The organism is Nostoc sp. LEGE 12447 (assembly GCF_015206985.1).
GTDB lineage: Bacteria > Cyanobacteriota > Cyanobacteriia > Cyanobacteriales > Nostocaceae > Nostoc.
Genome location: NZ_JADEXT010000048.1, coordinates 11,687 through 38,103 on the forward strand (window position 1 = coordinate 11,687; position 26,417 = coordinate 38,103).

Consider the following 26,417-nt stretch of genomic DNA (forward strand, 5'->3'; position numbering starts at 1 on the left):
CTATGAGTTCCCCTTTCGTTGATTCGCCAACTCTTTTGCTCTCGCCTGAGAATCAAACTTTAATTTATTATCCCACTGCTGTGCTTTGTTGAACTTTTCAACAGCGCCATTAATATCATCATTTCGCGCTAACTTTTCACCTTGGATAACTAACGCGATCGCACCTTGCACTAACCGCGATCGCGTTTGGCATGATTGCAACTCTTCTAACACTTCTGGATGACCAATAAAGTAATTATTCAGCAAGTTGCAACCACTCAGTAATAAATTATCGAAATCCAAATCCCATAAAATTATTGTTTTGTCATCACTAGCAGAAGCTAACTGTTGTCCATTGGGGCTGAAAGCGATACTATTGACCCTATCAGTATGACCAGTAAAAGTTTTGAGTAGTTGACCACTGTTGACATCCCATATCTTGATGGTCTTATCTCGACTAGCAGAAACTAACTGTTGTCCATCAAGGCTATAGGCGATGCTTCTAACTGCATCAGTATGACCAGTAAAAGTTTTGAGGAGTTGACCACTGCTGATATCCCAGATGCTGATGGTCTTGTCAGCACTAGCAGAAGCTAACTGTTGTCCATTGGGGCTGTAGGCTACGCTAATGACCCAATTCCTATGACCAGAGAGAGTTTTGAGGAGTTGACCACTGCTGACATCCCAAATTTTGATGGTGTTGTCAGCACTAGCGGAAGCTAACTGTTGTCCATTGGAGCTGTAGGCTACGCTAATGACCCAATTTCTATGACCAGAGAGAGTTTTGAGGAGTTGACCACTGCTGACATCCCAAATTTTGACGGTTTTGTCAACACTAGCAGAACCTAACTGTTGTCCATTGGGGCTGTAGGCGACACTAATGACTGTACCGTTATGACCAGTAAGGGTTTTAAAAATTTTTTTACTGCTGATATCCCAGATTTTGATGGTTTTGTCAGCACTAGCAGAAGCTAACTGTTGTCCATTGGGGCTGTAGGCGACGCTAATGACCCTATCGCTATGACCAGTAAAGTTTTTAAACAGTTTACCACTGTTGACATCCCAAATTTTGATCGTCTTGTCATCACTAGCAGAAACTAGCTGTTGTCTATTAGGGCTGTAGGCGATGCTATTGACTTCTTTGCTATGACCAGTTAGGGTTTTAGGGGGTTTACCACTACTGACATCCCAAATTTTGATGGTTCTGTCCCAACTAGCAGAAGCTAACTGTTTTCCATTAGGGCTGTAGGCGACGCTATAGACTCTACCGCTATGGCCAGTAAGGGATTTGAGGAGTTGTTTACTGTTGACATCCCAGATTTTGATGGTGTTATCATCACTAGCAGAAGCTAGCTGTTGTCCATTGGGGCTGTAGGCGACGTTAAAGACCCCACTTCTATGACCAATCATGGATTTGAGAAGTTGACCATTACTGACACCCCAGATTTTGATGGTGTTGTCAGCACTAGCAGAAGCTAGCTGTTGTCCATCACTGCTGTAAGCGATGCTCATGACCTCTTTGCTATGACCAGTCAGGGATTTGAGGAGTTTGCCACTGTTGACATCCCAGATTTTGATGGTGTTGTCAGCACTAGCAGAAGCTAACTGTTGTCCATCACGGCTGTAAGCGATGCTCATGACCTCTTTGCTATGACCAGTCAGGGATTTGAGGAGTTTGCCACTGTTGACATCCCAGATTTTGATAGTCTTATCCCGACTAGCGGAAGCTAACTGTTGTCCATTGGGGCTGTAGGCGACGCTATTAACCGCATTGCTATGACCAGTAAGGAATTTGAGGAGTTTACCACTGCTAACATCCCAGATTTTGATAGTCTTATCCCGACTAGCGGAAGCTAACTGTTGTCCATTGAGGCTGTAGGCGACGCTCCAGACTTCATCGCTATGACCAGTAAGGGATTTGAGGAGTTGACCACTACTGACATCCCAGATTTTGATGGTGTTGTCATCACTAGCAGAAGCTAACTGTTTTCCATTGGGACTGTAGGCGATGCTATTGACCGCGCTGCTATGACCTTCTAAAGTATTCACCTCGATCGCACGATTTTCTTTTGGCTCGTTTGGCTTTAAGTAAACCGCTTGCTGTAAAGTTGTCACAGTTTGCATTCGGGTATCGCTTCTATGCTGTGCCCAAATTGTATGCTTGAGTTTGCTACCTGCCCTTAATGCTGCTATTAAAGCATCTGGATGTTGTCTAGAAACAGCAAAGGCCTCAGAAGAATTATTGATGGCGTTAATTAGATGAACATTTGCCTCTACTGTCCACTGGAATGTTACCGCTGCTAACCCAGCAAATCCTAAACCTGCGGCAATTGAACTAAAAAGGGCGCGTTTGAGAACACGATTAAGTTTTGCTTCACTTTGTTTTCTTTGTTCTCGTTCTTTTTCCAGTTCCGCCATCACCTGCTTTAACTTCGGTTCCTGTTGCTGGCGGATAAAGGCGGCAATGTAGTCATGCACCAGTTGATAACGGTCATTTGGGTTTTCTGGTAGCAAAACTACTAAGCCGGATTGGACAAAAATCTCTAAGACTAAATCTAATTTACTGATTTCAGAAGTTTGTTTCGCCCTAGTTTCTGATCCCCCCGCCTGCGGCGATCGCCTTAAAAAGGGGATAGAAAGAATAAAGCCCCCCTTTTTAAGGGGGGTTGGGGGGATCTGCGAAAAATACGGCATCAAATCACGTTCCAACTCAGCGCGAGTCTTCAGAGGGCGAGTTCCTTTTTCATCAGTCAGTAGATACAGTAAAATGTCTGCTGCTTGCTGATTTTCTTCACCGCAATCATGAACAACTTCATTTAAATAACGCTTAACCAATTCCCCCTTAGTACCACGTTGCTGATATTCTGCCAGAGTTGTAATATTCTCCGTTTGCAGTTGCGCCCCCACAACCTGCAACTCAATGGGACGCACTTCACCCAATTCTCCGGCTAAATCTTGCACCAGTTGTTCTACTAAAGCAGGTTCTAAGCGAAAACTAGTATTCTCAGTTAAACGCTGAATAATTGACTTCGTATCAGCAGGTGAGAAATTCCCCAACTTGTAAAGCACATTATTACTGAGAATGTCATTGCCAATAATCTTGAGACTGGACAAATCATTGCACTCCAGCAAGTAATGAATGTAATCTACCCGCAGTGATAAGATAACTTTCACTGATAGAACATTCAAACACTCTCCCAGAAACTCAAAGAATTGCTTTCTTTGTGCAGGTTCGGTGTAAACAAAGAAAAATTCCTCAAACTGATCGAAAATTAGCACCGTGCGGAGATTGTGCTGTTCGTTTTCTTTAAGTCTGGATATTAAATATTGCGGTATTCCGAGTTCAGAGGTCGAACGTCCGAGTTCAGAGGTCGAACGTCCGAGTTCAGAGGTCGAACGTCCGGGTTCAGAGGTCGAACGTCCGAGTTCAGAGGTCGAAGTTCCGAGTTCAGAGGTCGAAGTTCCGAGTTCAAAGGTCAAACGTCCGAGTGCAGAGGTTGAACGTCCGAGTTCAGAGGTTGAAGTGCCGAGTTCAGAGGCTGAACGTTGAGGTTCTGACTCTCCCCAATCAGTAGAGACGCGATGAATCGCGTCTCTACAAACTCTCGATTCCTCACTTTCTCCTAAAAGCCTGCCCAACTCTTCCACCCAGTTGGTGTAAACGCGCATTACCACCGGCAAATAATCTTGAGTACCGATCGCTTTATTCTTTAAAGCTGGTAACAGTCCTGCATTCACCAGGGAACTTTTGCCTACACCCGATTGCCCATGAATTACTATCAGCTTATAATCAGGGCGACCCATGCGTTCAATCAAACGTTCTATATCCAACAGGCGACCAGATGCAGCAATTTCCGGGGCAATGTTTCCCTGGGGAGAGTTTGAGGGCAATGTCTCGACAAATGCCTGTTTTGTAGCTTCTAACCTACCCGCACCAATAAAAGCCCGCAAGCCAAATTGCTGTTCAATGGAACGCCGTTGCTGTTTAATTTTGTATGCTTTGAGATATTTTTTTTGTTCAAAATAAAGCTGCTGTAAAAACCTGTGAATATCCAAAAAAAGCCTGACATCTTCTAGGGAATTACCCACATCCTTAGCATTTTCTAAGCTGAGGGTTGCCTCTTGACTTTGACCTAAATGGTATTGAGAACGACCTAAAATAAATTGATATAAGCTGAAGTCTTTTGATTTTAAAACCTTTTCAGTAATATTAGATAAAAGCCCTGATATATTAGCTGATTCCAGATTTGTAATCGTAGCAAAAACTTCCAAGGCTTGCTTAACTAACTGATTTGCTTTAACCCAATTATTCTGAGCCAAAGCTACCTCAGCTAAAAAACCGTAATCTTTGGCTAATTCTCTTAGCTGGTTGTTAGCTCGATGGATTACTAAACCTTGCTCAGAAAGACTCTGCAACGTTTCCCACTTTTGCAAGTCTCGCAAGATATCACCAAACTTAATTACTGCATTAGCAATTAAATCTGGACTTTTCAATCGGTTAATAAAATTTATATACTCTTGGATATAATGCCAAGTTGCTTGCCAATCGGGATGATTGATATCTTGATGTTTAAAAGCTTTGAGATAATAGCAAAAGCCAATCTCACCCAGAACTTTTGCCCATTGCTCTAAATTATGATTTTGTTGCCAAAGTTCTAAAGCTTTGTGATAATGCTCTAATGCCGAATCTTTTTGATTATTTATCTGTTTGATGAAACCTAACAAGGATTCTAGATTAGCTTGAATTTCTAAATTATAAACATCTGGCTTGTTGAGTAAATCTCTTTGTGCCGTTTCTAACTCATTTTCCAGTTTAATATATACATCTACACTGAAATTAAAGCTATTACTAAACCATTGATTAGCCGTTTTGGTAATAAAATCTACTAATTCTTGTGTTGATATGGCAAAATCTCTCGTAGTTGCCCAACTTTCCAAATCTGGTGCAAGCTGTATTAATTGCTTGTAGATTTCATCGTCAATCCACAACACTAAGGGAAAAGCAAAATTCTTGCGAAACTCTTCCCGCACCTGATTCGCAGAAGTTAACATCACAGACAAATTCTGCACTGATTCCAAACCCACAACCATCACACAGGCTGGTATTTCTGCGCCGAATTCTTCCTGAATCGCAGTATAAAGAGTTCTGTTTGATTGCTGCACTGCCAAGATACGAATTTCAACTTGACAAATTTCCTGCAATCTAGAGATTAAGCGATCGCGCAAGCTGGCATAATTACACCGTGCCAAAATCAGCTTAAACTGTCCCACGGAGGATTCGATCGCCCAAGCTAATTGTTTCAAAGAGCGATCGCTGTTTATACGAGCATCTTGTGATGATTGCGAGTCTGTCATAACTTTATGAAGGCAGGGGGCAGGAGGCAGGAGGCAGGAGATAAGAGGTAGGAGGGATTCAAGACTTCATCTTTTGAATAGTTGACACCAAGATTCCTTGAAACCTATCAACTTCTTCCAAAATAGGAGTAAATATTTCCGGGGATGTCAATCCAACTTCCTTGGCAATAATCAATTGGGTATCGAGTTCTCGAAGCGAGCCTAGAGCAATATGAAGAAACTGGATATATTCGTTTTGTGTTTTTCTACCATAGCCTTCTGCTATATTTGATGGCACAAAAACTGCCGAGCGTCTAATCTGACTAGTTAATCCATAAAGTTCAGACTTAGGGAATTTTTCGGTAAGTCGATAGCAGTTAATAGCGATCTACACTCCGCGCTGCCATATAAATTGCTCTCTATAGCTCATGATTTAGAACTTTGAAGTTAGAAAAAACGAGATAATTTTGCACCTCCTGCCTCCTGCCTTCTGCCCCCTGCCTCCTGCCTCCTGCCTCCTGCCTCCTGCCTCCTGCCTCCTGCCTCCTGCCCCCTGCCCCCTGCCTCCTGCCTTCTGCCCCCTGCCTCCTCACTGCAATTCCCTCGCCTCAGCCAAAACCGGATTAACATCAAACCAAGACTCGCCACCATCCCGATATTCAAAGACAAACCGACTGCGAATCAGTTTTTGATATCCGTGGTCATCACTCACCTTTTTCTTTTCCTTGACATGGCGTAACAATTGCCACTCATCCTCAGAAATTGGCAACATGATTTCATTCCGCCGAGAACGAATCACTTGCTCTAAGGTTTCACGAGTTAAGGGAAGACTCATCTCTTCCATAATCCAGGTATTTAGCAGCCTCAGCACATCCCGCACATGACCACCGCTCATTTGACATAAACGCTCTAGGCTAGCAGCACTATCAAAAATCTCGGTAACTTTATTTAAACGCTCCTCTGGTGTCATGTCAGGAAAAGCTCTAGCAAGTACCATTTGCTGCATGAGTGACATTCCCTGTATATGAACACTGCCATCAGACCATTGTACAGGTACCATTGGTAACACTTTGGGGTCTTCTGGGAAACGCTGAGTCAGCATTCCGTAATCATTGGAAAACTTCAAAGATAAGGGCATGGTGTAGATGAGATGACAATTCAGCTTCGTCAAAAACTCACCCTGATCGACAAATAAATATTCTTGCTGCGGACGACCCCAAGGTTTGGCGCGATTATCTATGCGGTCAAGATTATCGACAATTACCACTAGACCATTTTTACCTTGCTGTTTGAGTTTAGCGATCGCAGGTTCTAATAATTCTTGATTAATCGCTTCCAACAACTTAGTTTTCTGCGGTGCTAAATACTGATTGAGTTTTTCGCGCAGGGTTGGGTCGTTTTTCATCTTCGCGGTGATTTCACCAATACCCATAGACAGAGAAAACTTATCTTTATCTGCGGATAAACCAACATCACCAAGCACGGGAAGCTTAACTTTTCCCGCCGTCACCTCGGAGTTTAAGACTTTCCAAGCACCTTGCAGCAACTCATTAAACTTGTTAGGTGCCTCCAGAGTAATTTTATCCAGACTTTGACTCACCCGACGAGCGATCGCCAGCAGCACATCAGCAATATCGACATCGGTCATTTCCAAATCGTCACTAGACTCAAAATAGACTACATGGAAACCTAATTTTTCCAGTTCTGCCTGTAACCGTAATAGTTCTGTCGATTTACCACAACCAATATGCCCAGTAAATAAAGTGCAGGTGGGTTCATTGGGCTTAAAAAAAGTAATTTTCTGCTTCAGCTTGCCAAGAATATCACCACCTCGGACTGAGGAAAAATCTATGTAATACTTGCTATCAGAGCTATTGTTGACAAATAGAGTTCTGCTGGGATCGCTAGCCTGATAAAATTCCCGTAAATCTATGGGCATAACTTGGTAGTGCAATTATCTGGTATTGTCTTAACACATCCTTGTTGAAAAGGATCAAGTTATTTACATCTTTGCATCTCAAGAATGCCATAAAACATACATTTAGCGGCGTGCGATCGCTAATCTTGGTTCATAATTTAGATCAAATTGTGGGTAAAAGTATAGAATCTCCCATGTTTCAATCAAGAGAGATGTCAATCTTTTAATTGATATTAAACGTTTGATTCCTCTTGTACGTAATTATTATTTTGATAATCATCTTGCTTAGTAGAAGATGTGAGTTCTTCCAAAATTTGAATTGCACCACTAATCCGCAGTAAGGTATCGCGCAGATTTGCTTGTTTAGCCTCTAAATCTGCCATGACTTTTTGTCCTGATAGCAATTCGGCTTTGAGTTCAGTGAGGCGTTTTTCTAATTGTTCTTTCATTATTTAATTAAGTTCCTTTGACTTTGCTATTCACAGAAATAAATGTGCCTGTACCGGAATATTGGGGGGTTGCGTCGGGAATCGGACTAGGTACAGAAGGTTGTTGAGCGGGAACCAGGACTTGAAATTTGGCTTTAAATGAAGCACCTTTGAGCAGTACTGGTTTACCACCAGATTTTGTCTTTTTGGCTTTTTGGTTTCCAGCAAGGGATTCAATGGATAGTATCCCAACTCCAGGGATACTATATTGGGAAGTCATATAAGGACAACCAGGGACAATGACTTTTTTTTCGTCACCATCTACACAGACTACTTTCTGGTTAACTTTATCCTTGCCTGTGCCAATTAGATCGCCTGGACGGACGGTGACAATGGCTTGTCCAAAAGTCGGGTTAAACATGGCTTGATCGCCAGTGATAAGAATGAAGTCAGCCATTAGTGGGTAATAGTAATCAAACGTTTTTAGAGATAAATAAGGAAAGTTCTATGATTATCACGCTGCTCTAAAAGTAATGCCATCTAAAGAAACCCACCCATTGTTTCCCAAAACTACTTGGACTTGTCCATCAGTTAGAATATCAAGCCGACCTATTGTATTATTAAAGGTTTGAATTGCTTGAAGTTCCCGATTAGACGGTCTATAACCAACAGGAAGCGTAAAAATAGTCGTATTATTAGTTCCACTCCTTACTAAACCTCTGAGGTGAACTATCCCCAAGCTATCTTTGAAATATCCAGCGGGGTTATAAGTGTTGTCATAATTAACCCAATTGTTTTGGAATGTTGGCGTTTGCCATGGTTCTTGTTGCGTTATGTTTTGTAAACTTAGTAGTTGATAATAGGTAGTTTTTAAATGGGCATTAGAACCTTGATTAGGTTGTAATACTTCTATACATCTTGATTGCCCTTGAATAAATAACAGTGTATAAGGATAACGACCTGGTATTGATTGAAATACTCGCCCAGCATTAATGCTTCTTAATAACGTTTCTGCTGAACCACCTGTGGGAGCAATGTTTAAAGCGTCATAGCTGGCAACAGCAATTACATCACCAATAGCAGCAGTTGTATTAACCCAAGTAGCCCAACTATTCCATATAGTAGGATTACCAAAAACGTCATGAGTTGCCTTGTTCTTAAAAGTTCCATTGGGATTGAGAATAACTGTATTTAGCCCTCGGCTACTAGTCATACCCAAGTCAATATTGGCAATTTTTAAAAATGTGATATTTCCTTCAGATGATTCAAATGCTGATCCTCTTAAATAAATTTCGTAATTTTCATAAGCCACAGGGTTTCCACCTGCATATATTGTCCCAGCAATTTTTAAACTTCCTGTAATAACTCCATTGACTGTTAAACTCCCTTGGATTAACTGATTGCCTTGCACATTTAATTTGTATTCGCCTGGATTATTTGTGCCAATACCAAAATTGCCATTTGCTTTAATTCTGACAACTTCATTTCCTTCTTTAGTACCTCCAGATTGCACAGTAATAAATCGTAAGTCATCCTCTGGGTCGTCTCCCCAAGCAATTATGGCATCTTTTCTATTAGTTCCTTCATCCTTCAAACCAATAAATAGATTATCGCTATCCCAAGAAATCTTCATTCCTTTCGTCATCCAATCCCGACTTCCACCTACATTCCCGGTCATAGGTGTATCACCAATTGCTAAAATATTTGTGACAGCACCATTACTACATTGAACAGTACCACTAACCGTTAAATTTCCACCAAAAGAAGAATTTCCTGTTCCTTTGACTGTTAACCCACCATCTACAGCAGTGCTTAACAACATTCTTTCAATATTTTGATTATCTCGCCAAGAATGATTACCGTTAGCTGTATAGAATAAAGTAGAACCATTAACACCAAGTCCGTATCCACTCCAAAGTTGTAATTTCAGTTGGTTTGTAGTTCCAGTATCTGAAAAAGCAATTTGTTGACTGCCATCAAGACTAATTTTACCTTCCTGAATAGTTAAACTACCTTTAAGCAACTGATTGCCTTGCACATTTAATTTGTAGTTTCCTGGCTCGATCGTACCGATACCAACATTACCATTTACAATTAAACTGCCAGTGAAAGAAGAATTGCCTCTGCTATTCACTGTTAAATCGCCATCAATTTTTAAGCTACCTGTCAAAACTGCTAAGTTTGGATTAGTGTTTCCCCCAGAGCGAAGAGTTAAAGCTTTACTATTAGAATTTGGTAACGATAAACCAGAATATTCCCGAACATTAGCATCGAGAGTAATGGTATTTTGAGCTATTGTCAGCTTTCCCAGTTTGACGCTATTTTCAGGAATTGTAGTCGCAAATCCCAAAATAGGTTTTTCAATCCAACGAGTATAGCTATCTGGTACATCTTTTTGCTGTTGAACCTGTTTATCTTGAGCATATTGGATGTAGAGTACAGCGTCAGTAAGATTTTTGAAGTCAGAAAATGTAATATTTTCTTTTGAAATAATTAAATCACCATTACTATTGATAGCCGATCCAGATTTAATTTGAACAGATTTTGTATTCTGAACAACTATAACTTCCAGCCCTTCAATAATCCCTGAAATATGAAGACTTTGATTATGGTAGCGTTGGCGATCGCTAAGATATTTGTGTTGAATTTCAAAATCATCTTCTAGGAGATATTGCCCTGCAAAATAGTTAGGACGTTCATTACCAAAGTTGGTGAAATCAGTAGTTTGAGCCATGTTTTATCCTGAATTTAATTCAATGATTGACTAGTTGTTCCTAGAATGGTGTTACCAGAAACAATTTTACCTTCCTCGTTTTTACGGCAAATTTGTAAAATATTATAGGGAGAAACGGCTGTGAGGTTAAAGGTTTGCTCTAGTATTTTATAAGTAGATAAGCGCTGATTAATATTTAAGGAAGCTTGAACAGTTACTTTCCCAGCAATATCAAGATTATTGAGGTTTTTGACTGTCACTATAAATTTATCTATAGTTTGCATAAACTCTTGGTAGTAGAGGGTACGCTTAATTCTAATTGTATTATTTTCTTTGACAGTTTCTGGTGTCAATAAATAAAATTCTGAAACATCATCTTGAAGGCGGACTGTGATTTGATTTAGTAAATCTAAGTTGATGGTACTTGGTTGGGAAATTTCTACAATTGCCGCAATTTCCAGTTTTTCAATAATTGCAGTTATATCAGGTTGTAACTCTTGAGTTTTTGGTGGATCAAACACTAGAAAATTATATGGCTTAGTCCATATAGTTTCTGTAATCTTCATCCCCGATTGTTGTGGCTGAATATTTTGTTTAAAAATTGTATTTCCTGCGATAATTTCTCTTTTCTCGTTTTCACGACAAATTTTGAGGACTGGTGATAAATTTACAGGTTGTTCTAAGAGTGTATTGTTATATTCAATTTCATTAATTGAAAAATATAGCTTTATAGTTAAATTTCCCACGAACTCTTTATCGGTTCGGTTTGACAATATAATATTGAAACCTGCCAAATTTTCTTGTAAGTGTTGATAATTTAACTTTTGTTTAATTGAAAATGATTGATTATTGATAATTACTTCTGGTGAGTAAGGGGTAATTGATTGCGAGTTTCCTTGGATCTGAATAGCTAACTGGTTCGCTAATTGGTTAATTGGAACATTATTAATTTTGTTGGGAGTGATTGTGGCTTCTATAGCAAAGGTTTGATTTTTTGGGGGTGCAAATAATTTGCAAGGATAAGCAACGTGCGATCGCTTAGTTAGTTGCATAGTTGGCACAAGAATTTTTAGGGAATAAAATGTCTGTGCCGGCTTTTCTCTGTCGATAATTGCTTTAGCAATTTTAGCCTGTCGCCAATACTTATCAGGATCGCGGTCTTTTAAGGTTAGTTGAACTTGAAAATAATTCGGAAAATTATCAAATTGATCGAATACTTCAACTTTTTCTCCAAATCCTGAATTTTTTAAATAAATACTCAAAATTTCGATTAACCCTGCTTTCGTCCCTCGCAAACCGTATAAGTGAACAATTTGTTGAATAAATGCTTGTTTGACCTCTACTTCCCAATCGTCCCTTAAACTCAAGGCTACCCAACCCGCTAACCAAGGTAAAAATTCCTTTGGAGTATGTTGAGGATTGAAATAGACATGAATATTATCAATAATTTCTTCTAATCCTGGTATATTCTGAGTCTTAGCTGTAATAATTTGCTCTTGATTTGGAGTTTCATTTAATCCACTGAGAATTTTTTCAAATGACAGCAACAACTGAGCAATAAAAACATCTTTTTGGAGAATTGCTGGTAAATATTGATGATAGGTACTAATTGATTCAGATTTTTTTTCGTTCATTACCAACTTCTACCAATATTGTAAATTTGCTATCTTGGATATTGATTTTTACTAACTGATTATCTGCTAAATTAATTTCGGATTTAGAGTTATTATTGTTATCTTTAATTTGCAGGTTTTCAATATAGTCAACACCTTCCAATTCATCTAATAATTTATATAATTCTGATAGGTAAACACTCCGACCAAAAGGCCATCCTTTTCCCTGCCAATATTTTCCCGATCGCAAGGGTGCAAAAAATATCTTGACTTCCTTTTCTGCCTGTTTTTTAACTTCTTCTGCTTGTGCGCCATCCCGAAGCACTAATTCTGCTTCTATAGCTATGGATACATACTCAGGTTCTAAGATATGCAGGCGGGTAGTTAAAAGTCTGCGATCGTCAAGAAATTTAAATAATAGTTCATATTTATTTACTTGATTTATTTCATTATTTTCAGGAACAACTACTAAACTAATATGTCCTTTGGCAAAGTTATCAGATGTTGACTCTAGATTTCGTTGTGCTAAACATTTAACTCTGGCAATTTTTAAGTTATCAGCATCTTCTGATTTATTCCAATCAATAAGCACCAATTTTTCAAAATCTGCTGGAGTAACAGCTCGATAAATTTTGCGTACTTCTAATAAAGTCTTCTGAATTTCTGATTGCAAAATATTTTGTCGTTCTTGGCTAGAAATATTAATGGGTAAATTCCATTCTTCGCCTTTAAGTAAACTCAAAAAACTAGCATAATTATCATCAGGAATTTGATTAACTCGGTAGAGAACCATTTCTGTTAACCATGCCAATAATTCAATCAGAATTATTCCCGTATCTGTAGGATTATGATCCGTCCATTCCGGGTATTCAAGCGGAATCTGAGAAATTGCCTCTTCTAGTAAGTTGGCATAGCTGCGATCGTCAAGATTGGGTAAGGGTAGAGTCATGATTAGAGGAATGGGGAATGGGGAATGGGAGATGGGGAATAGGGAATAGGCAAATAGGCAATAGAGGGTAAGGAATAGTTTTTAATTTTTTAATTTTTTGAGAAGGGAAATAATCAAAATAGCATTTCTCAGCAATTTCCATACCTTTTTGCCAAATTATTAAGTCTTTAAAATCCCGAATATCTGACATTTTTCACTCCTTTCTTATATTCACGAACCATTTACCTATTTGCCTATTCCCCATTCCCTATTGCCTATTGCCCTCTACCTTGACGTTGTGATTGCCAGAATAAATTAAAGAATCAGCACTTAGTAATGACTTGCTTTCTGTTGCAGGTAACTGTACCTCTAGGGAATTAACATGATCTACTCCCGTAATGGATTGAATAATGGCGTAAAAATCGGATTTTTGCGGGTAGCGTCCAAATTGCCAGCCCTCTCCTGTTCCTCCAGTTAAGGGATGGAGAAAGGCTTCTAAGTGTTGTCTAACGATGTTTCTCACTATGTCTGCATCTTCGATCAACACAGGAGTGATAGTTGCAGTTACGGTGACTTCTCGCCATTTTGGGGCTGTAACCACTAAATCTACTGTCCCCGCACAACGGGAACGAATGTAAGTTTCGACTTGCTCTAGTAAAGCTAAACTAGGGGTTGGTTGGCGATCGCTACTGTAGGGCAGAACGATCAGCTTAACTTGTCCTGCACGGCGGTTAATTTCCCGCATCATTTTTTCAAAGTTATCTGCTTCGGTAGCATTAATTGTCTGCAACTTTTCCCGGAGGCTATCTTCAAATAACACATTTGGTTTAGTCGGATCGAGCCAAAGTTTTTCATTGAGAGGGCTAAAATCAGTTGTCAGTAAATCTGGTGTAACTACTTTGACTCTAGCCACATCTGTAGAAGCTTCGTAAGCTAAATCTGCTATGTCCTCAAGAGTGACAGCGCGATCGCGGTGACGTAATTGTTTTGGTACTCGTTCTTTCAGGCGATCTAAAGTTTCCTGTTGCGCCCCACCTGCTGCTGCTTCCAGGTTAATTACCCCATCAATGTAGGGAATGGTAGTTTTCAGTTGGCTAATGGTTTGTGCAGTGACGTTTCCCTGTTTACCTCCTCCAGTACGATAAAAAGACAGTCGAATATTATTGCGTCCTCTGGGAGGAATCATCCCAGCTTGTCCGTTTCCAAAACGAATTTCGCCTGTTTGTCGATCCAAAGTGTAATGGCGATCGCTCGCACTAGAACCGTAGAAATCTGCTACTTCCTGCCAAAATACCCAAACTTCTTCAATTTCCCCCAAATTATCTTTAATTACCTTGATGCGATGAGATTCTATGTTAAGGGGAATTTCTCCTTCTTGAATTTCTAACTGCTGTCCCATCAAAATGGGAATATTATTGGCAATAAAAACCTGATTTGGATCATAGTTACTTGAACCTAATACTTCTTCTCGGAGACTAATTGCCTGAACGGCCCACGTAGTATTAGTTAACAAGCGACGTAGACGAGGTTTAACCCGAAAATTACCTGACACCCAACGCACTCGCAACCAATATAGTTTTTTCCCAAAGTTTTCTCGAGGGCTAAAATCTGCGGGAGCAATAAATTTAATTAAACCTGGTTGCGAAAATGCTTGAGTTTCGTCTTCTACTCCCAATGGTTGCCAACCCAGAGAACTAGAAGATTCCCAAACTAATTGTGGTTGTTGGAGGCGAATCACTGGGGTATTCTGAGGATAATTTTGTTGCAGAGGTTGATTGGTGGTAACTAGGTTTTTACTAATATTACTAATAATATAGTTATCGTATTGTTTAGCGTTGAGTGGGTTCTGAATTTGGATGTGATCGCCTGTTTGCCAACCAGTTAAATCAGCAATTTGCAGCGTTTTCTCTCCAATATTTACTGTTGATGTAAGGACGGTTTTTTGTGTAATCTCAGCAGATAATTCATTTGGTAATGGGGCTTCAAACTGTGCATAAAGAGTAACTGTTTTATTATTAAATGATTTATCAAATCCCAGATAGAGGGTTGGTTCTCGATCTATGGTAGGTGTAAAGGGCTGAAAAGAACTCAAATTTTCTGGATGAGAATAGGTAAAATCATTCTCAGCAAAATAAATAGCTTTTTCTATCAGAGTAAATTCGTAGGTTAATTTTAATGACTTAATCAGAGGTGGATCGTAAGTTGGAGGAATCGTCTCCGTGATAATTAACTTACGCATGATTCGCGTCCCAACCCCTAAAATGGTGTTCAAAACTCCGGTTTCTAGCTTCAGCCTATTAGTCTCTTTGATGATTTGTGTAATTTTATTTTCTTCTGGAAACCCTCCAGTATAAGGAAGAATACGAATTGTATCACCAGTTTTAAATAAATCTAAAGTATCAACTTCAATTTCGTTGGCTCCTTGTTTAAATTCCTTTCTCAGAACTGCCAAGTCATCATAAACAGGATATGTGCGCTCATCTGCGGCTTTACCATAATGACCTTGAGTAATCCGAGCGCGAATCCAATAACGAGTTTCTCCATTTACAGTGCTAGGAAAAGGTATATTTTCTGCGTTAGGAAATTGTAACTTCGCCTGGATAGTATCTTTTTCAGTAAACTGAATTGCTGATGATTTTTCTATCCATTTAAGTTGATTATTTTTATCTGCTATTTCTTGCCATACTTGACCGTTACCAATTTCCCAGACAACTTTTAAATTATTTATATTTACAGGTTTGCGAGTTAAAGTTATATCAATACTAATAGTTACATTTGGCTTAATAAATGTATCGTCTAAAGCAATATAAAATGTATCATTAAGTTCGGGCTGCTCACCAAAAGGATAAAAATCTTTAGTAAGTTCTAAAGGAGTATTATTAAATAAGCAAATTTCAGGAATTAAGTTAGATTGTTTGATATTGATACTACCTTGAACATTGGTAACTTGAGGTAAGTTTCCCAATAGGGAAGATATATTATTTAAATTGGCTTGCAACCATCTTGCTGTTTTTCCTTGAAGCTCATAAAGAGCCGGAATAGGTAAATTGGCAAAAGTAAAAGTAATAGTCGATTGATTATTGTTCCGACTTTGGCTAGGAGTTGGAATGGCTTGCCATTGAGAACCATCCCAATAAGACCAATTAAGAGGTAAATTTTGTAATTGATTAGCACTTTCAACAGCATTATTGGTAGTAATAATTAGTTGTAGTTCCTTTAACTCTGGTAAAGCAAAAATTTCGGGACAGGTTATATAAAGAGAATGGGTAATAGAGCGATCGCCTTCCAAAGCTAAGAAAGCTGCATCTTTTTGTCCTGTTGCTGCCAAAGTGGGCTCTGAGGAAAGCATCTCAGAGAGATCGCTATACTTATCTTGATTGGGTTCGCGTAGGAATATTGCTTGTAATTGCGTTGTTGTGACAACCAACTCTCGATCCGTTTCAAATACGATTTCTTCGTCTGTGCCTTCTGCTGGTGGTGCCGAAACTTGAGTATGAGCAGGAACTAACCCATCTGTGGGGCTTCCTTGTGCCAAATAAAAGGTTAAAGGAACTTTCGCAGGCTGAGGTGGTTTGAGTTCTCCCCCAAGTAAATCAAGGAAAGCCAGAAAATTTTTCTCTGGAACTTGGTTGATGCGATCGCTGACTAATTTTACCATCCGCCCAAAGATGCGAATTAATGCTCTGCCAGCATCAGTTTTCTCTCCAGGTGCAGGTTTCCAGGTGGTATATTGCTCTACTAAATTCTCCGTTTGCTGAACAATTTCCTCATAGGTACGCTGGTCTATTTTGGGAGGTAAAGAAGACATAAAAATTACTGTAAATAAAAAGGATAAACCAAATTAAAAATATTATTAGTTGTCCGAACTTGATAATTTATTTGAATTAAAATTACATTCGGTTGGTTAGGATCGGGAATGGTATCTACATCTAAAACATCAATGCGAGGTTCCCATTCAATTAAAGCATCTTGCACATCACTAACAATTTGCCCAACCGTTCCTAAACTGTTAGGAGAAAATACCTTTTCGTGAATATCACAGCCAAAATCAGGGCGCATTACCCGTTCTCCTTTGGCAGTACTGAGAATCATCCAAATTGATTGACGCACAACATCTTCATAACATGCCACCTTAATTTGAGCATTTTCATCAAGTTGGACAGGTAAAGTCCATCCCACACCTAAAAAATCAATCTCCATTACATCACCTCCAATGAGCCATCATTTATTTTCACTCCGGCTGCACATTTAATCCCTAAACCAGATTGTGCTTCTAGTTCATATTTGGATTTAGCTTTAATTGTACAATTTGCACCTGCTTCTAATTGATAATTTTGTTTAGTTTTTATTCGTAAATTTTTACATTCGATCGATATATCATCATCGCTACTTTTTAATGTGATTTTTCCTTTAGTTTCAATAGTTAAATCTTTTTCAACTTGAATATTCATTTTGTTTTCTTTAGAATTAATTACAATTTTATTTTTTCCAGTCTTGTCTTGAATAATAATCTGTTCCTTTCCGTCAGTATCATCTAAAACAATCATGTGCCCGCTTCGAGATTTAATAACTCTTTGATTATTTTCCCCATCTTCATTTGTTATTGGTGGTTTATCTTTACCATTCCACAAAGCGCCAAGAATATAAGGAAAATTCATATCACCTTGTTCAAAAGCAACCAAAACTTCATCATCAACTTCTGGCAAAAAGTAAAGACCCCTATCATTTCCTGCCATTAGAGTTACAACTCTAGCCCAGTAACTTTCTTCCTCTAAAGATAGCCAAGGAAATTTTACTTTGATTCTTCCTAATTTTTGGGGATCTTTATTATTAGTAACTATTCCAACAGTTACACCGTAGAAATGATTATTTTGATTGTTGGATATTAGAATATCAAGTCCGTTCATGTAGCATTCCTTCTCACTGTGAATGAAGTTTTATAAACCTGGTTTTTTGAATAAGTATGTTCTGCGCTTATAATGTAATAAAGCCCACTAAATCTTTTGCCAAGTCCAACAATTTCAATCACTTTTCCAGCACGTAAATTGGGATTTCCTTGACAATTTCCTTCACCAGAAATGTAGGCGATCGCCATATCCTGAAATTGTCCCAATGCCATGCTATCGGCTTCTTCTTTACTTGACACAGGTTGATTTACAATCGTATAGCTCGATTCACCAAAGGCTTTTTTGGTTGCTTTTGTTCCGGAAGTTGAACCTGCCATTGTGCCACCTTCTTTTCCTACTGCTGCCTTACCCAATACCTCTTTCTTATCTTTAGGAATCCAACCTTTTACTTCTAACTGTTGTACCTGATTCATGGTACTTAAACGGGGAAAGAATTCTTGTAAATCTTCTCCATAAGTTAGAGTTAAAACTTTTGCCTTAGCGTTATTATGGGGGCGAAAATAGAGAGTTTTTTGCTCCACTGCAACTTCATAACCAATGCGTTTAGCTCTCTCTTTTAAAAACTCCCAATCGGTTTGATTATGCTGCAAAATATATTCTAACTTTACTTTACTATCAGTAACTTTTGCTGTAAGTCCCCTAGTTCTGGCAATTTGACTGACAATTTCACTATCCTTAATCTTTAGAAAGGATTTTGTGTGGCTACCTCGCAACAAACGATGGCGTAAATCATGACCACGTACCACTAATATAGGTGCTGCATCCTGGGTATATTCTGGCTCTAACCCCGTAATTTCCCCCACCATGAGAGTTTTAAGTTCTTGTTCGTATCCAATCTGAATTTCTACTTCATTGCCAACATCAAATAATTTGTTATCTACCCATGTCATTTCTTGTTTTAATAAGTCCCAAGTAACTAATTGCAGCTCGAACATACTAGGTGCTTCTAAATCCTCAGATACCAAAACTGATACTAAATCAGCTTCTATTTCTGGGATTAAGGGCTTATTTTGAATCAAAATTTTGACATTAGGATTTAATAATGAAGCATCACTTGGCATGGTTTAACTCCTCTGAGTCAGGCTACTAATTCGCAAAGGAGGAATCGTCAGCACAGTTCCGGGATTTAAGATCCGAGGGTTGTTTAAGCGATTTTCTGCCGCAATTACACGCCATAAAGCCGGGTCGCCATATTCTTCAGTAGCAATACTACTTAAAGTTTCTCCTCGTTTAACGATTCTCACAGGATCATCAATAGGGTTAGCAATCTTTGCCTTTTTTTTCGGTTCTTTCCACTCCTTGAATTGACAGCTTAAGGTGGCTCTAACAGGTGTACCATCTTCGAGAAAATGAGTCAGTTTTTTGGTGACACTTTCTAAAAAACCATCAGGTAATAACAAGCTATCTTTACCTGATATAGTTCCCCAAATTAGTTGACAACGAGGGGGACGTTTGGGATTTTTGCCAATTCGAGGCTGAGTCAAACTAAAAATTTTGCGGGTATAGTTTTGGACATTTTCTGGGGGAAATCCCATCAATGTGGTGTCAAAGAACAAATCAAGACTGAGTTTAGTTAATTCTTTAGATGCAACTGGGCCATAATCTCCCATTGACCAGCCTGATTTGACAATTTCTACTTGATTAGGGTTAAAAAGAACTTTAAATTTATCAGCAAAATCTCCTGGGTTATTTTTTTCGGCTTTGATAGTTAATTTCTCTAGTGCCATCGATTTTTACCTCTGCGTTCACTTTCAATGACTAACCGTCGCATTAGTTTGCGTTCAACCTGACTAGCTATAGCATCAACGTCAATATTGGATTGAGTTGCTATTGGCGAGACCGAGGTTTCTATTGGTGATACAGAACTACTAAAAGTTATAGGAGGTGAATCTGTATTCGATATTGAATTGCGGTTCGATATGTTCGCTTGATGGCTATTACTCTTTGATGATGGGGTAGTTTTAGCTCCAGGTAAAGGCAAAGATTGAGGTTTTAAGGATGGGTTACTTGTAGAACTTATAGAGACAAGGGGAAGGGGAGATGTGTTTTGCTTGTGATTAATTTGTGAGGTAGAAATAGTAACAGGTTGTGTATTAAGGGTCGGTACAGGTTTATTTTGAGAAGCTGGTGAATTGATAGCAAATGATATTTCTTGCTTAGTCAAATTAACTTGAGGACTTATTGGTTGAGCAGTGACGATGGGAAGTTTTTTTGAGGAGATTTGAGATATTAAGTTTTTGTGCTTAGTTGAACTTAAATTGTCTGCTTGTGCTTGTTGTTGGTCAGCTAAATTATTTAAATCATTAACAATAGAAAGAGATCCCTGTGGTCTAGAATAATTCTGGAATTTTGCTTGAATAAGAGGTAGTTTTGTATCAGGAAGGCTGGTAAATTCCTGTGATGACGGCATTTCTGCTGTACGTGGCAATTGTTCAGTGATGGATTGTGGCGAAACTACGGGAATTTTTGATGAAAAGATAGAGTTGGCATCTACAATCGGTTGAGATGGGTTATTGAGATTGGATTCAGCGTTATTAGGCGGAAATGTTTGTGAGTCTGTCAAATCTCCTAACGTCATTTCTCCTATATGTGGAAATTGTTCAGCGATGGGTTGTGGCGAAACTACGGGAATTTCTGATGAAAACACAGACGTAGAATCTACAATCGATTGAGATGGGTGATTGAGATTTGATTCAGTGCTATTAGGCAAAGATGTTTGCAAGTCTGTCAAATCTGCTGTTTTTGGCAATTGTTCAGTTATAGGTTGTGGCGAAACTACGGGAATTTTTGGTGAAAAGATAGAGGGGGTATCTACAATCGGTTGAGATAGGTGATTGAAATTTGATTCAACGCTATTAGGTAGAGATATTTGCGAGTCTGTCAAATCTGCTAACGTCATTTCTGCTGTTTTTGGTAGGTGTTCATCAATTGATTTTGGCGAAACTACCGGAACTTCAGATGAAGATATAGAGGTTTTATCAATTTGCGTTTTTAAAGTTAAAGATTGTGTTGCTTCATCCGCAGAATGAGAACTTGATAACTCTGTAATATTTTGGACAGGGATAGTATTATTAACTGCTCTAGTTGGTAAAGACTGAGAAGAATCTAATTTTCTTTGAATTATATTAGCCGAAGGCTCAACTTGGGAGACAGTTGGCAAATTATGTACTCTATTCTCTACTTGTTGTTCTTGTGCTAATGAAACAGGCTGTGCATAAACAATCGGCATAGACTCCGACGATAGAGTATTAGTATTACCCCAACGTCGCATTTGTTGATTCAAAAGAGGTAAACGATTTAAAAAGCGATCGCAACGATTAATAATGCGCTGACCCATTGCCATTTTCATCATTCCCGGTTGACGTAGGGGACGATGAAGGCGATTTACCAACCCCTCATCAAGCGAATCTTGCCAATTGGATGAATTTGCCATGCTCCAACATAAAACTCCTATGCGATTTTTACTAAGCTGAGTACAACTATAAGAGTCTCCTTACCTATTGCCTCTAGATTCCTATAACTTAGAAATTCCTTGATGCACCAATTCAATTTTTTCTACAGCAATTTCATCGCTACTAGCGTTAAAATTTGGCCCTTGCCACTTAACGGGATATGCTTTTTGAAATGTCCACCACATCACCGGAACTTGCTGACTATTAAGCAATAAAATCGTACCGTTTAACTGCTGAATCCATCCTTGACTAGTTGCTTTATACCAAATATAAAACAAATCAATATTTACTAATCCTCGGCTCAAAACTAAATTGGGATAGGTGGTATGTTTGGGAAATTTGTGAACAAAATCGTTTAAGCCTCCTTCCTGATAAGATTCCAACTCAATTTCACTACTTAAACCGCTAACTTCGCTAAAACCACCAACAACAACTCCTCCAATTTCTACAGCAAAGTTATAAGCCATGTAGGGATCGTGTCCCAATAAACTGGCTGTTGAACCTGCGGCTAAAGCTGCATTTAGTGCGATAAGTTTGGGATTCATTTCTTTCTTGCTCAATCGCTAAGTCGCTGATTAATTTGTGCTACCTGCGTCACCCACTGCTGACGTTCTCGATGTTCCATTGTCATAATCTGTTCGTAAGACCAATGAAAATTGTAGGCAAGGTAAGCTACCTCCTCCAGCAGTCTTTCTGTGGGGTAGCAAACTACTCCCCCACGGGAATAGTTTCCACTTCAAACTCTCCGTCACAGTGGGGACACGCTACCCGCAGACGACTATGGCCGTTTTGATTAATCCTTTGATAAAAATCTTGTAAATAGACTAAATCTCCTGAAAATAAACCCTCAATTATTTTGGTATTAATTTGGTCTAATGTTCCTAGTTGGACTATCGTCCTTGCTAAGAGAATAATCACCAAATAACCAGGATTTTTCTGCACTCTTGGATCTCGGATGGGGGCAATTTCATCATAGGCAGTTGAAAGACGCATAATGCCTTCACGGTGAGTGTTACCTTCCGAGTCGAGATATCCTTGAGGCAAGATAAAAGGAAATTCAGTTTGCTGCATGATTTTGCTGAAAGGAAATATTAACCAATGGTGATACCTTCATGAACTAGTTCAAGAGTTTCTATCGCTACTTCGTCCGAGGTAGCATTAAAATCTGGAGCATTCCAAGTAGTAGGCCAGCTATTTTCTAAATTCCAGCGAATTTTTTCTTCTCCTTGGTCGTTAGCTAAAATAATGGAAAGATTACGTCTATCTGTTTCGCCATTTTGTAATTTTTTGTGCCATTCCCACAGTTCTTTATTATCAGTAATTCCCCGTTTTAGGGTAATGTTGCCATAAGTATTAAGACCGGGAATTTGGCGTTGATTTAATACTTTATCTGTTCCTTCCCGATAAGTTCCTGCTTTACGAGTCGCAGTCAAACCGCTACATTCACGAAACCCAGCATGAACAATACCATCCCATTCCACCCAAAAATTATAACCACTGTATGGATCGTGGGGATTAGAAATTGTTGGCATAATAGAACCTCCTGCAACAAATTTGAATTAAGTAAGTGTAATTCCGCTACTACTTTGAACAACTAAAAGTTGAATAAATTCTCCCGGAATAGTAGGGGCTAAACCTATTTCTGCTATTACTTGTCCCATTTCTCGATTTTCAGGGGGATTATTTTCGGCATCACATTTGACATAGAATGCCTCTTGGGGCAAAGCACCTTGGATAGCGCCTTGTCGCCATAAAGATTCACAATAAACGCTTAATTCCCTTTGCAGTCGCACCCATAAAGGAAAAGCATTGGGTTCAAACACTGTATCGGCTAAGTTACGATTTACCCAGCGTCCAAAGGTGAGAAATAAGCGACGCACGTTGACATATTGCCATTCAGCAATGGGGCTGAGGGTACGCACTCCCCACACTCGCATACCTCGTCCTTGGAAGCTACGAATACAATTTACTCCCGCTTGATTTTTTGGATTCAGCTGTTCTTGGTCTGTGGGGGTTAGGGGAAAACTGAGATCCAGTACCCCTGCAAGTGGAATATTAGCAGGTGCGCCATGTACCCCGACTGTGCGATCGCAACTTGCATATATTCCTGCAATATGACCACAGGGAGGAATAGGATCGACGCGAAATTCTACTTTTAGCCAAGGTGCATATAATGCCCCGTTTTGGCTAGAAATTCGTTGGCGTTGCTCATTTAGTTTTCCTAGATCATTCAAAGCATCAAGAATGGCAAAGCGATCGCCCATCTGCTCACAATAGTGTAATACTGCTTGCTGCATTTGCATCACTTCTGCATCTGCAAGCTGCATAATATCAGGAACACAAACTAAATCCGCATCCTCCAAGACTTCACTCACTTCTAAAGCTTTTTGCAGAGTTTTCAGAGTGTTATCTTTTAAAGCTATCACATAACAAAGCAGACCTCCGTTAGCAAAAAACCCTTGGATGACATCTCTTAAATATCCCTGTGCTTGTTGAGTATCCTGCTGGAAATATTTATCAAAATCAGTCGCTAAAGTTAGCTTTTTCCATTCATCTTGTGATTGGTTTGTTAGTGGTTTGAGGGATGCACAGCCAAAGAATATTGGCACACCTGTAAGTAATGCAGGTTCTGGTGTAGGAACAACATTGTTTAAGGAGATACCTGGTATTTTTGGCTCTGAAGTTAGCATTTGTTTGTAGTTCGTAGTTTGTAATATCCCCTATCCCCTATTTCTCCGCACCAGACCATTGACTGAGACGGAAAATCACGAATTCCGCAGGCTTCACTACTGCTAGACCAATCTCTGTGACAACTTGACCCAAATCTCGAATTTCTGGGGGGTTGGTTTCGGCATCACATTTCACATAAAAAGCTTCTTCGGGTGTTGTGCCGAATAATGCACCTTTGCGCCACTCTACCACTAAAAAAGCACTGATATTGCGCCGGATTTTTGCCCAGAGTTCGGGGGTATTGGGTTCAAAAACTGTCCATTGAGTCCCTTTATCAATGGAGTCTCGCAGGTAACTAAAATGACGGCGAATATTGACGTATTTAAACTCTGTATTTGCATCTCCGCCTAAAGTACGCGCACCCCAAACACGGATATTTCCGTTTAACTTGCGAATCACGTTAATGCCATCGGGATTAAGCCCATCTTGTTTGGCTTTGCTGAGATTATATTTTAAATCTAAGGCTCCCAAAATAGTTTCATTGGCAGGGGCTTTGTGTACTCCTCTTTGTCCATCAACCCTTGCATAAACTCCCGCAATATGACCACTTGGGGGAATAAAAATATTGCTATTACTTGCAGGATCAAATACTTGAATCCAGGGGAAATACAAGGCTGCATAGGCTGAGTTGAATGGTTTAAGAGTATTGACAACTCCTGTGGTACTAAGGTCGATGGTATCTATGCTATCGAGAATTGCAATGCGATCGCCAAGTTTTTCTGCATGATCTTTGATATCATCTCTGAGGGCTAAATTTCCTGGTGCGGCGACAATAGTGATTTCATCAATAGCTTCAAACGCATCTAAAACACCAGCAAGTTTATTTTCTCCAGATATCCAGGTGACATAACAACGAGTTCCACCATTTCTAAAAAAGCCATAAACTGCATGAGCTAAGGTGTTTTGTCCTTGGGTATCGCCAGTAGGTGGTAAAAAATCACCAAAGAATTTCTTAAATTCACTAAAGTTTGTGATTGATTTAATTTCCCCTTCTTGGGCGATGTTGGGGTCGCTGGGAATTACTGTTACAGGTAGTTGGACTTGGTAATATCCGGTAATTTTTACCCCTGAAGCAACTGCATCTTTAAATTTTACGGTTACAGATTTTTCGGCATCGTTATTGGTAATAGGGTTTGTATCATCTAAAATAACAGGACTTCCACCAACGAAGAAGCCATAAGTCCCCACTGTGGTTACTAGTGGGTAATCTCCTGATAATAAGGAATAATTTTTTTGGTTTCCACCTTTACCCTCACCAATCTCAACTGGGCTTGTAGAGCTACCCACAGACTTAATTGAGGTGTTGTTAGTATTAGTTGATGACCAAGCATTGGCTTTAATCGTACCAATAAAAGCAGCAATACTGGTTCCAACTCCGACAATTGGGGCAGAACCGGAAGCTATTTCTTCGACGTAAACACCTGGAGAAAGATAGGTTGGCATTTCATTAGCTCCTTGATAGTAAGTAAGTCGGAGTAAATTGTTGGAATCAGGAAAATAGGGAATAGGCAATAGATATAAGAGGATGTTTGAAAAGTCCTCTTGTCGGTATCAAAAGTTTTAGATCCCTCTAAATCCCCCTTAAAAAGGGGGACTTTGATTCCAGTCCCCCCCTTTTTAAGGGGGGTTAGGGGGGATCTAAAAGTACCTAAAGTCACAGAGGAAAACTTTTAAAACCATCTCTAAAAGTTTTAGCTTAGTTTGTTTTTCCTCATAATAGTTGATTATTGTGCCTACTTACATGTCCGACAATTATGAATAGTTATTTGGGTTTTAGAGCAAAATTCTGCTCCGAAATTACTTGGCCGCGCTGAATATTGAGTAAATGGGAAGCTTGTTGATAACCTGTTGCAGAGACGATCATGGTGATGTTTCGCTGACCTGATTTTGGTGATTCTAATCCGATTAAGCGATAATTACCTTGTTGGTCACTAATAGTAGTATCTCCACTATCTTGAATCTTGACTTTGGCATTTGTAATCAACTTTTTTGGCTCGTTTGCATCAGTAATTCTTCCTTTAATTCCTGTGGGTGAAAGCACAATATCCGCCATTGTTGTGGAAATTTTGCCATTGATAGGGGAAGATATTTGAACTTTTGTTTTGACTTCGTTGTATCGAGTTGGGCTGGTAGGTAACGATGCTTCTAAAAGATATTCCCCAGGGGGTAAATTAGTAAAGTAAAAATAACCATCATTGCTGGTAATTTTGCGGTCAGGTCGCTCAGGCATTTTTTCCCATCTCGAACCGTATTGCAGTGCTTTTAGAGATAAAATAGCTCGGAATTTTTCTGGCATCTCAATAATTGCAACTATTGCACCAGAAATATTCTTTTGCGTTTCTCCTTGCAAAACTTTACCTGCGATCGCTATTTGTTGGTTAACTATAGATAGTTCGAGCATCGCTACTCCTGAAA

General features: G+C 39.2%; 20 protein-coding genes and 1 pseudogene. All 21 read right to left on the reverse strand.

Annotation, left to right across the window (positions count from 1 at the left end):
* The 21 genes and pseudogenes from IQ274_RS30415 to IQ274_RS30510 all read right to left on the reverse strand — a co-directional run bounded on the left by IQ274_RS30415 (nt 1) and on the right by IQ274_RS30510 (nt 26,403).
* Nucleotides 1-5,334 (reverse strand): NACHT and WD repeat domain-containing protein, encoded by a 5,334-nt coding sequence (locus tag IQ274_RS30415; RefSeq protein WP_194144459.1) that lies wholly within the window; start codon nt 5,332-5,334, stop codon nt 1-3.
* A 58-nt stretch (nt 5,335-5,392) separates the two neighbouring features.
* Nucleotides 5,393-5,701 (reverse strand): four helix bundle protein, encoded by a 309-nt coding sequence (locus IQ274_RS30420; RefSeq protein ID WP_322745386.1) that lies wholly within the window; start codon nt 5,699-5,701, stop codon nt 5,393-5,395.
* A gap of 201 nt (nt 5,702-5,902) precedes the next feature.
* A complete protein-coding gene (locus IQ274_RS30425) occupies nt 5,903-7,252 on the reverse strand; it encodes an AAA family ATPase (protein WP_194144460.1) in 1,350 nt (449 codons plus the stop codon).
* Nucleotides 7,253-7,464: 212 nt separating this feature from the next.
* The gene (locus IQ274_RS30430; protein ID WP_163930735.1) at nt 7,465-7,680 is read right to left on the reverse strand and encodes a hypothetical protein; all 216 of its coding nucleotides are present in this window, start codon (nt 7,678-7,680) and stop codon (nt 7,465-7,467) included.
* A gap of 7 nt (nt 7,681-7,687) precedes the next feature.
* Nucleotides 7,688-8,116 (reverse strand): hypothetical protein, encoded by a 429-nt coding sequence (locus IQ274_RS30435; protein ID WP_194144461.1) that lies wholly within the window; start codon nt 8,114-8,116, stop codon nt 7,688-7,690.
* A 57-nt stretch (nt 8,117-8,173) separates the two neighbouring features.
* A complete protein-coding gene (locus tag IQ274_RS30440) occupies nt 8,174-10,393 on the reverse strand; it encodes a hypothetical protein (RefSeq protein WP_194144462.1) in 2,220 nt (739 codons plus the stop codon).
* Nucleotides 10,394-10,407: 14 nt separating this feature from the next.
* A complete protein-coding gene (locus IQ274_RS30445; protein WP_163930729.1) occupies nt 10,408-12,006 on the reverse strand; it encodes a phage tail protein in 1,599 nt (532 codons plus the stop codon).
* Nucleotides 11,987-12,934 (reverse strand): baseplate J/gp47 family protein, encoded by a 948-nt coding sequence (locus IQ274_RS30450; protein WP_163930726.1) that lies wholly within the window; start codon nt 12,932-12,934, stop codon nt 11,987-11,989. The genes IQ274_RS30445 and IQ274_RS30450 overlap by 20 nt, the downstream gene beginning before the upstream one ends.
* Before the next feature lie 247 nt (nt 12,935-13,181).
* Entirely contained in the window at nt 13,182-16,721 is a 3,540-nt protein-coding gene (locus IQ274_RS30455; RefSeq protein WP_194144463.1) for a baseplate J/gp47 family protein, read from the reverse strand.
* A 5-nt stretch (nt 16,722-16,726) separates the two neighbouring features.
* Entirely contained in the window at nt 16,727-17,113 is a 387-nt protein-coding gene (locus tag IQ274_RS30460) for a GPW/gp25 family protein (RefSeq protein WP_194144464.1), read from the reverse strand.
* Complete coding sequence (locus IQ274_RS30465; RefSeq protein WP_163930720.1) at nt 17,113-17,820, reverse strand: phage baseplate assembly protein V; 708 nt, start codon at nt 17,818-17,820, stop codon at nt 17,113-17,115. Before IQ274_RS30465 ends, IQ274_RS30460 begins: the two co-directional genes overlap by 1 nt.
* Nucleotides 17,817-18,881 carry a phage late control D family protein gene (locus IQ274_RS30470; RefSeq protein WP_194144465.1) on the reverse strand — a complete coding sequence of 355 codons (1,065 nt, stop codon included), beginning with the start codon at nt 18,879-18,881 and terminating at the stop codon, nt 17,817-17,819. Before IQ274_RS30470 ends, IQ274_RS30465 begins: the two co-directional genes overlap by 4 nt.
* Nucleotides 18,882-18,884: 3 nt before the next feature.
* Nucleotides 18,885-19,547, reverse strand: coding sequence for a LysM peptidoglycan-binding domain-containing protein (locus IQ274_RS30475; protein WP_194144466.1), 663 nt, complete (start codon nt 19,545-19,547; stop codon nt 18,885-18,887).
* Nucleotides 19,538-21,253 (reverse strand): hypothetical protein, encoded by a 1,716-nt coding sequence (locus tag IQ274_RS30480; protein ID WP_194144467.1) that lies wholly within the window; start codon nt 21,251-21,253, stop codon nt 19,538-19,540. The genes IQ274_RS30475 and IQ274_RS30480 overlap by 10 nt, the downstream gene beginning before the upstream one ends.
* A gap of 81 nt (nt 21,254-21,334) precedes the next feature.
* Nucleotides 21,335-21,817, reverse strand: a complete 483-nt coding sequence (locus IQ274_RS30485; RefSeq protein WP_194144468.1) for a phage tail protein — start codon at nt 21,815-21,817, stop codon at nt 21,335-21,337.
* An 11-nt stretch (nt 21,818-21,828) separates the two neighbouring features.
* Nucleotides 21,829-21,963, reverse strand: a pseudogene (locus IQ274_RS37850) (DUF6760 family protein); the annotation flags it as partial.
* A 17-nt stretch (nt 21,964-21,980) separates the two neighbouring features.
* On the reverse strand, nt 21,981-22,343 hold the full coding sequence (locus IQ274_RS30490; protein ID WP_012408133.1) for a hypothetical protein: 363 nt from the start codon (nt 22,341-22,343) through the stop codon (nt 21,981-21,983).
* Between the two features lie 20 nt (nt 22,344-22,363).
* Nucleotides 22,364-22,804, reverse strand: a complete 441-nt coding sequence (locus tag IQ274_RS30495; protein ID WP_163930709.1) for a phage tail protein — start codon at nt 22,802-22,804, stop codon at nt 22,364-22,366.
* A 27-nt stretch (nt 22,805-22,831) separates the two neighbouring features.
* Nucleotides 22,832-23,962, reverse strand: a complete 1,131-nt coding sequence (locus IQ274_RS30500) for a phage tail sheath family protein (RefSeq protein WP_194144469.1) — start codon at nt 23,960-23,962, stop codon at nt 22,832-22,834.
* Between the two features lie 37 nt (nt 23,963-23,999).
* On the reverse strand, nt 24,000-25,445 hold the full coding sequence (locus tag IQ274_RS30505; protein WP_194144470.1) for a phage tail sheath family protein: 1,446 nt from the start codon (nt 25,443-25,445) through the stop codon (nt 24,000-24,002).
* A gap of 319 nt (nt 25,446-25,764) precedes the next feature.
* Nucleotides 25,765-26,403, reverse strand: a complete 639-nt coding sequence (locus IQ274_RS30510) for an MSCRAMM family protein (RefSeq protein WP_194144471.1) — start codon at nt 26,401-26,403, stop codon at nt 25,765-25,767.
* Between the last annotated feature and the right edge of the window lie 14 nt (nt 26,404-26,417).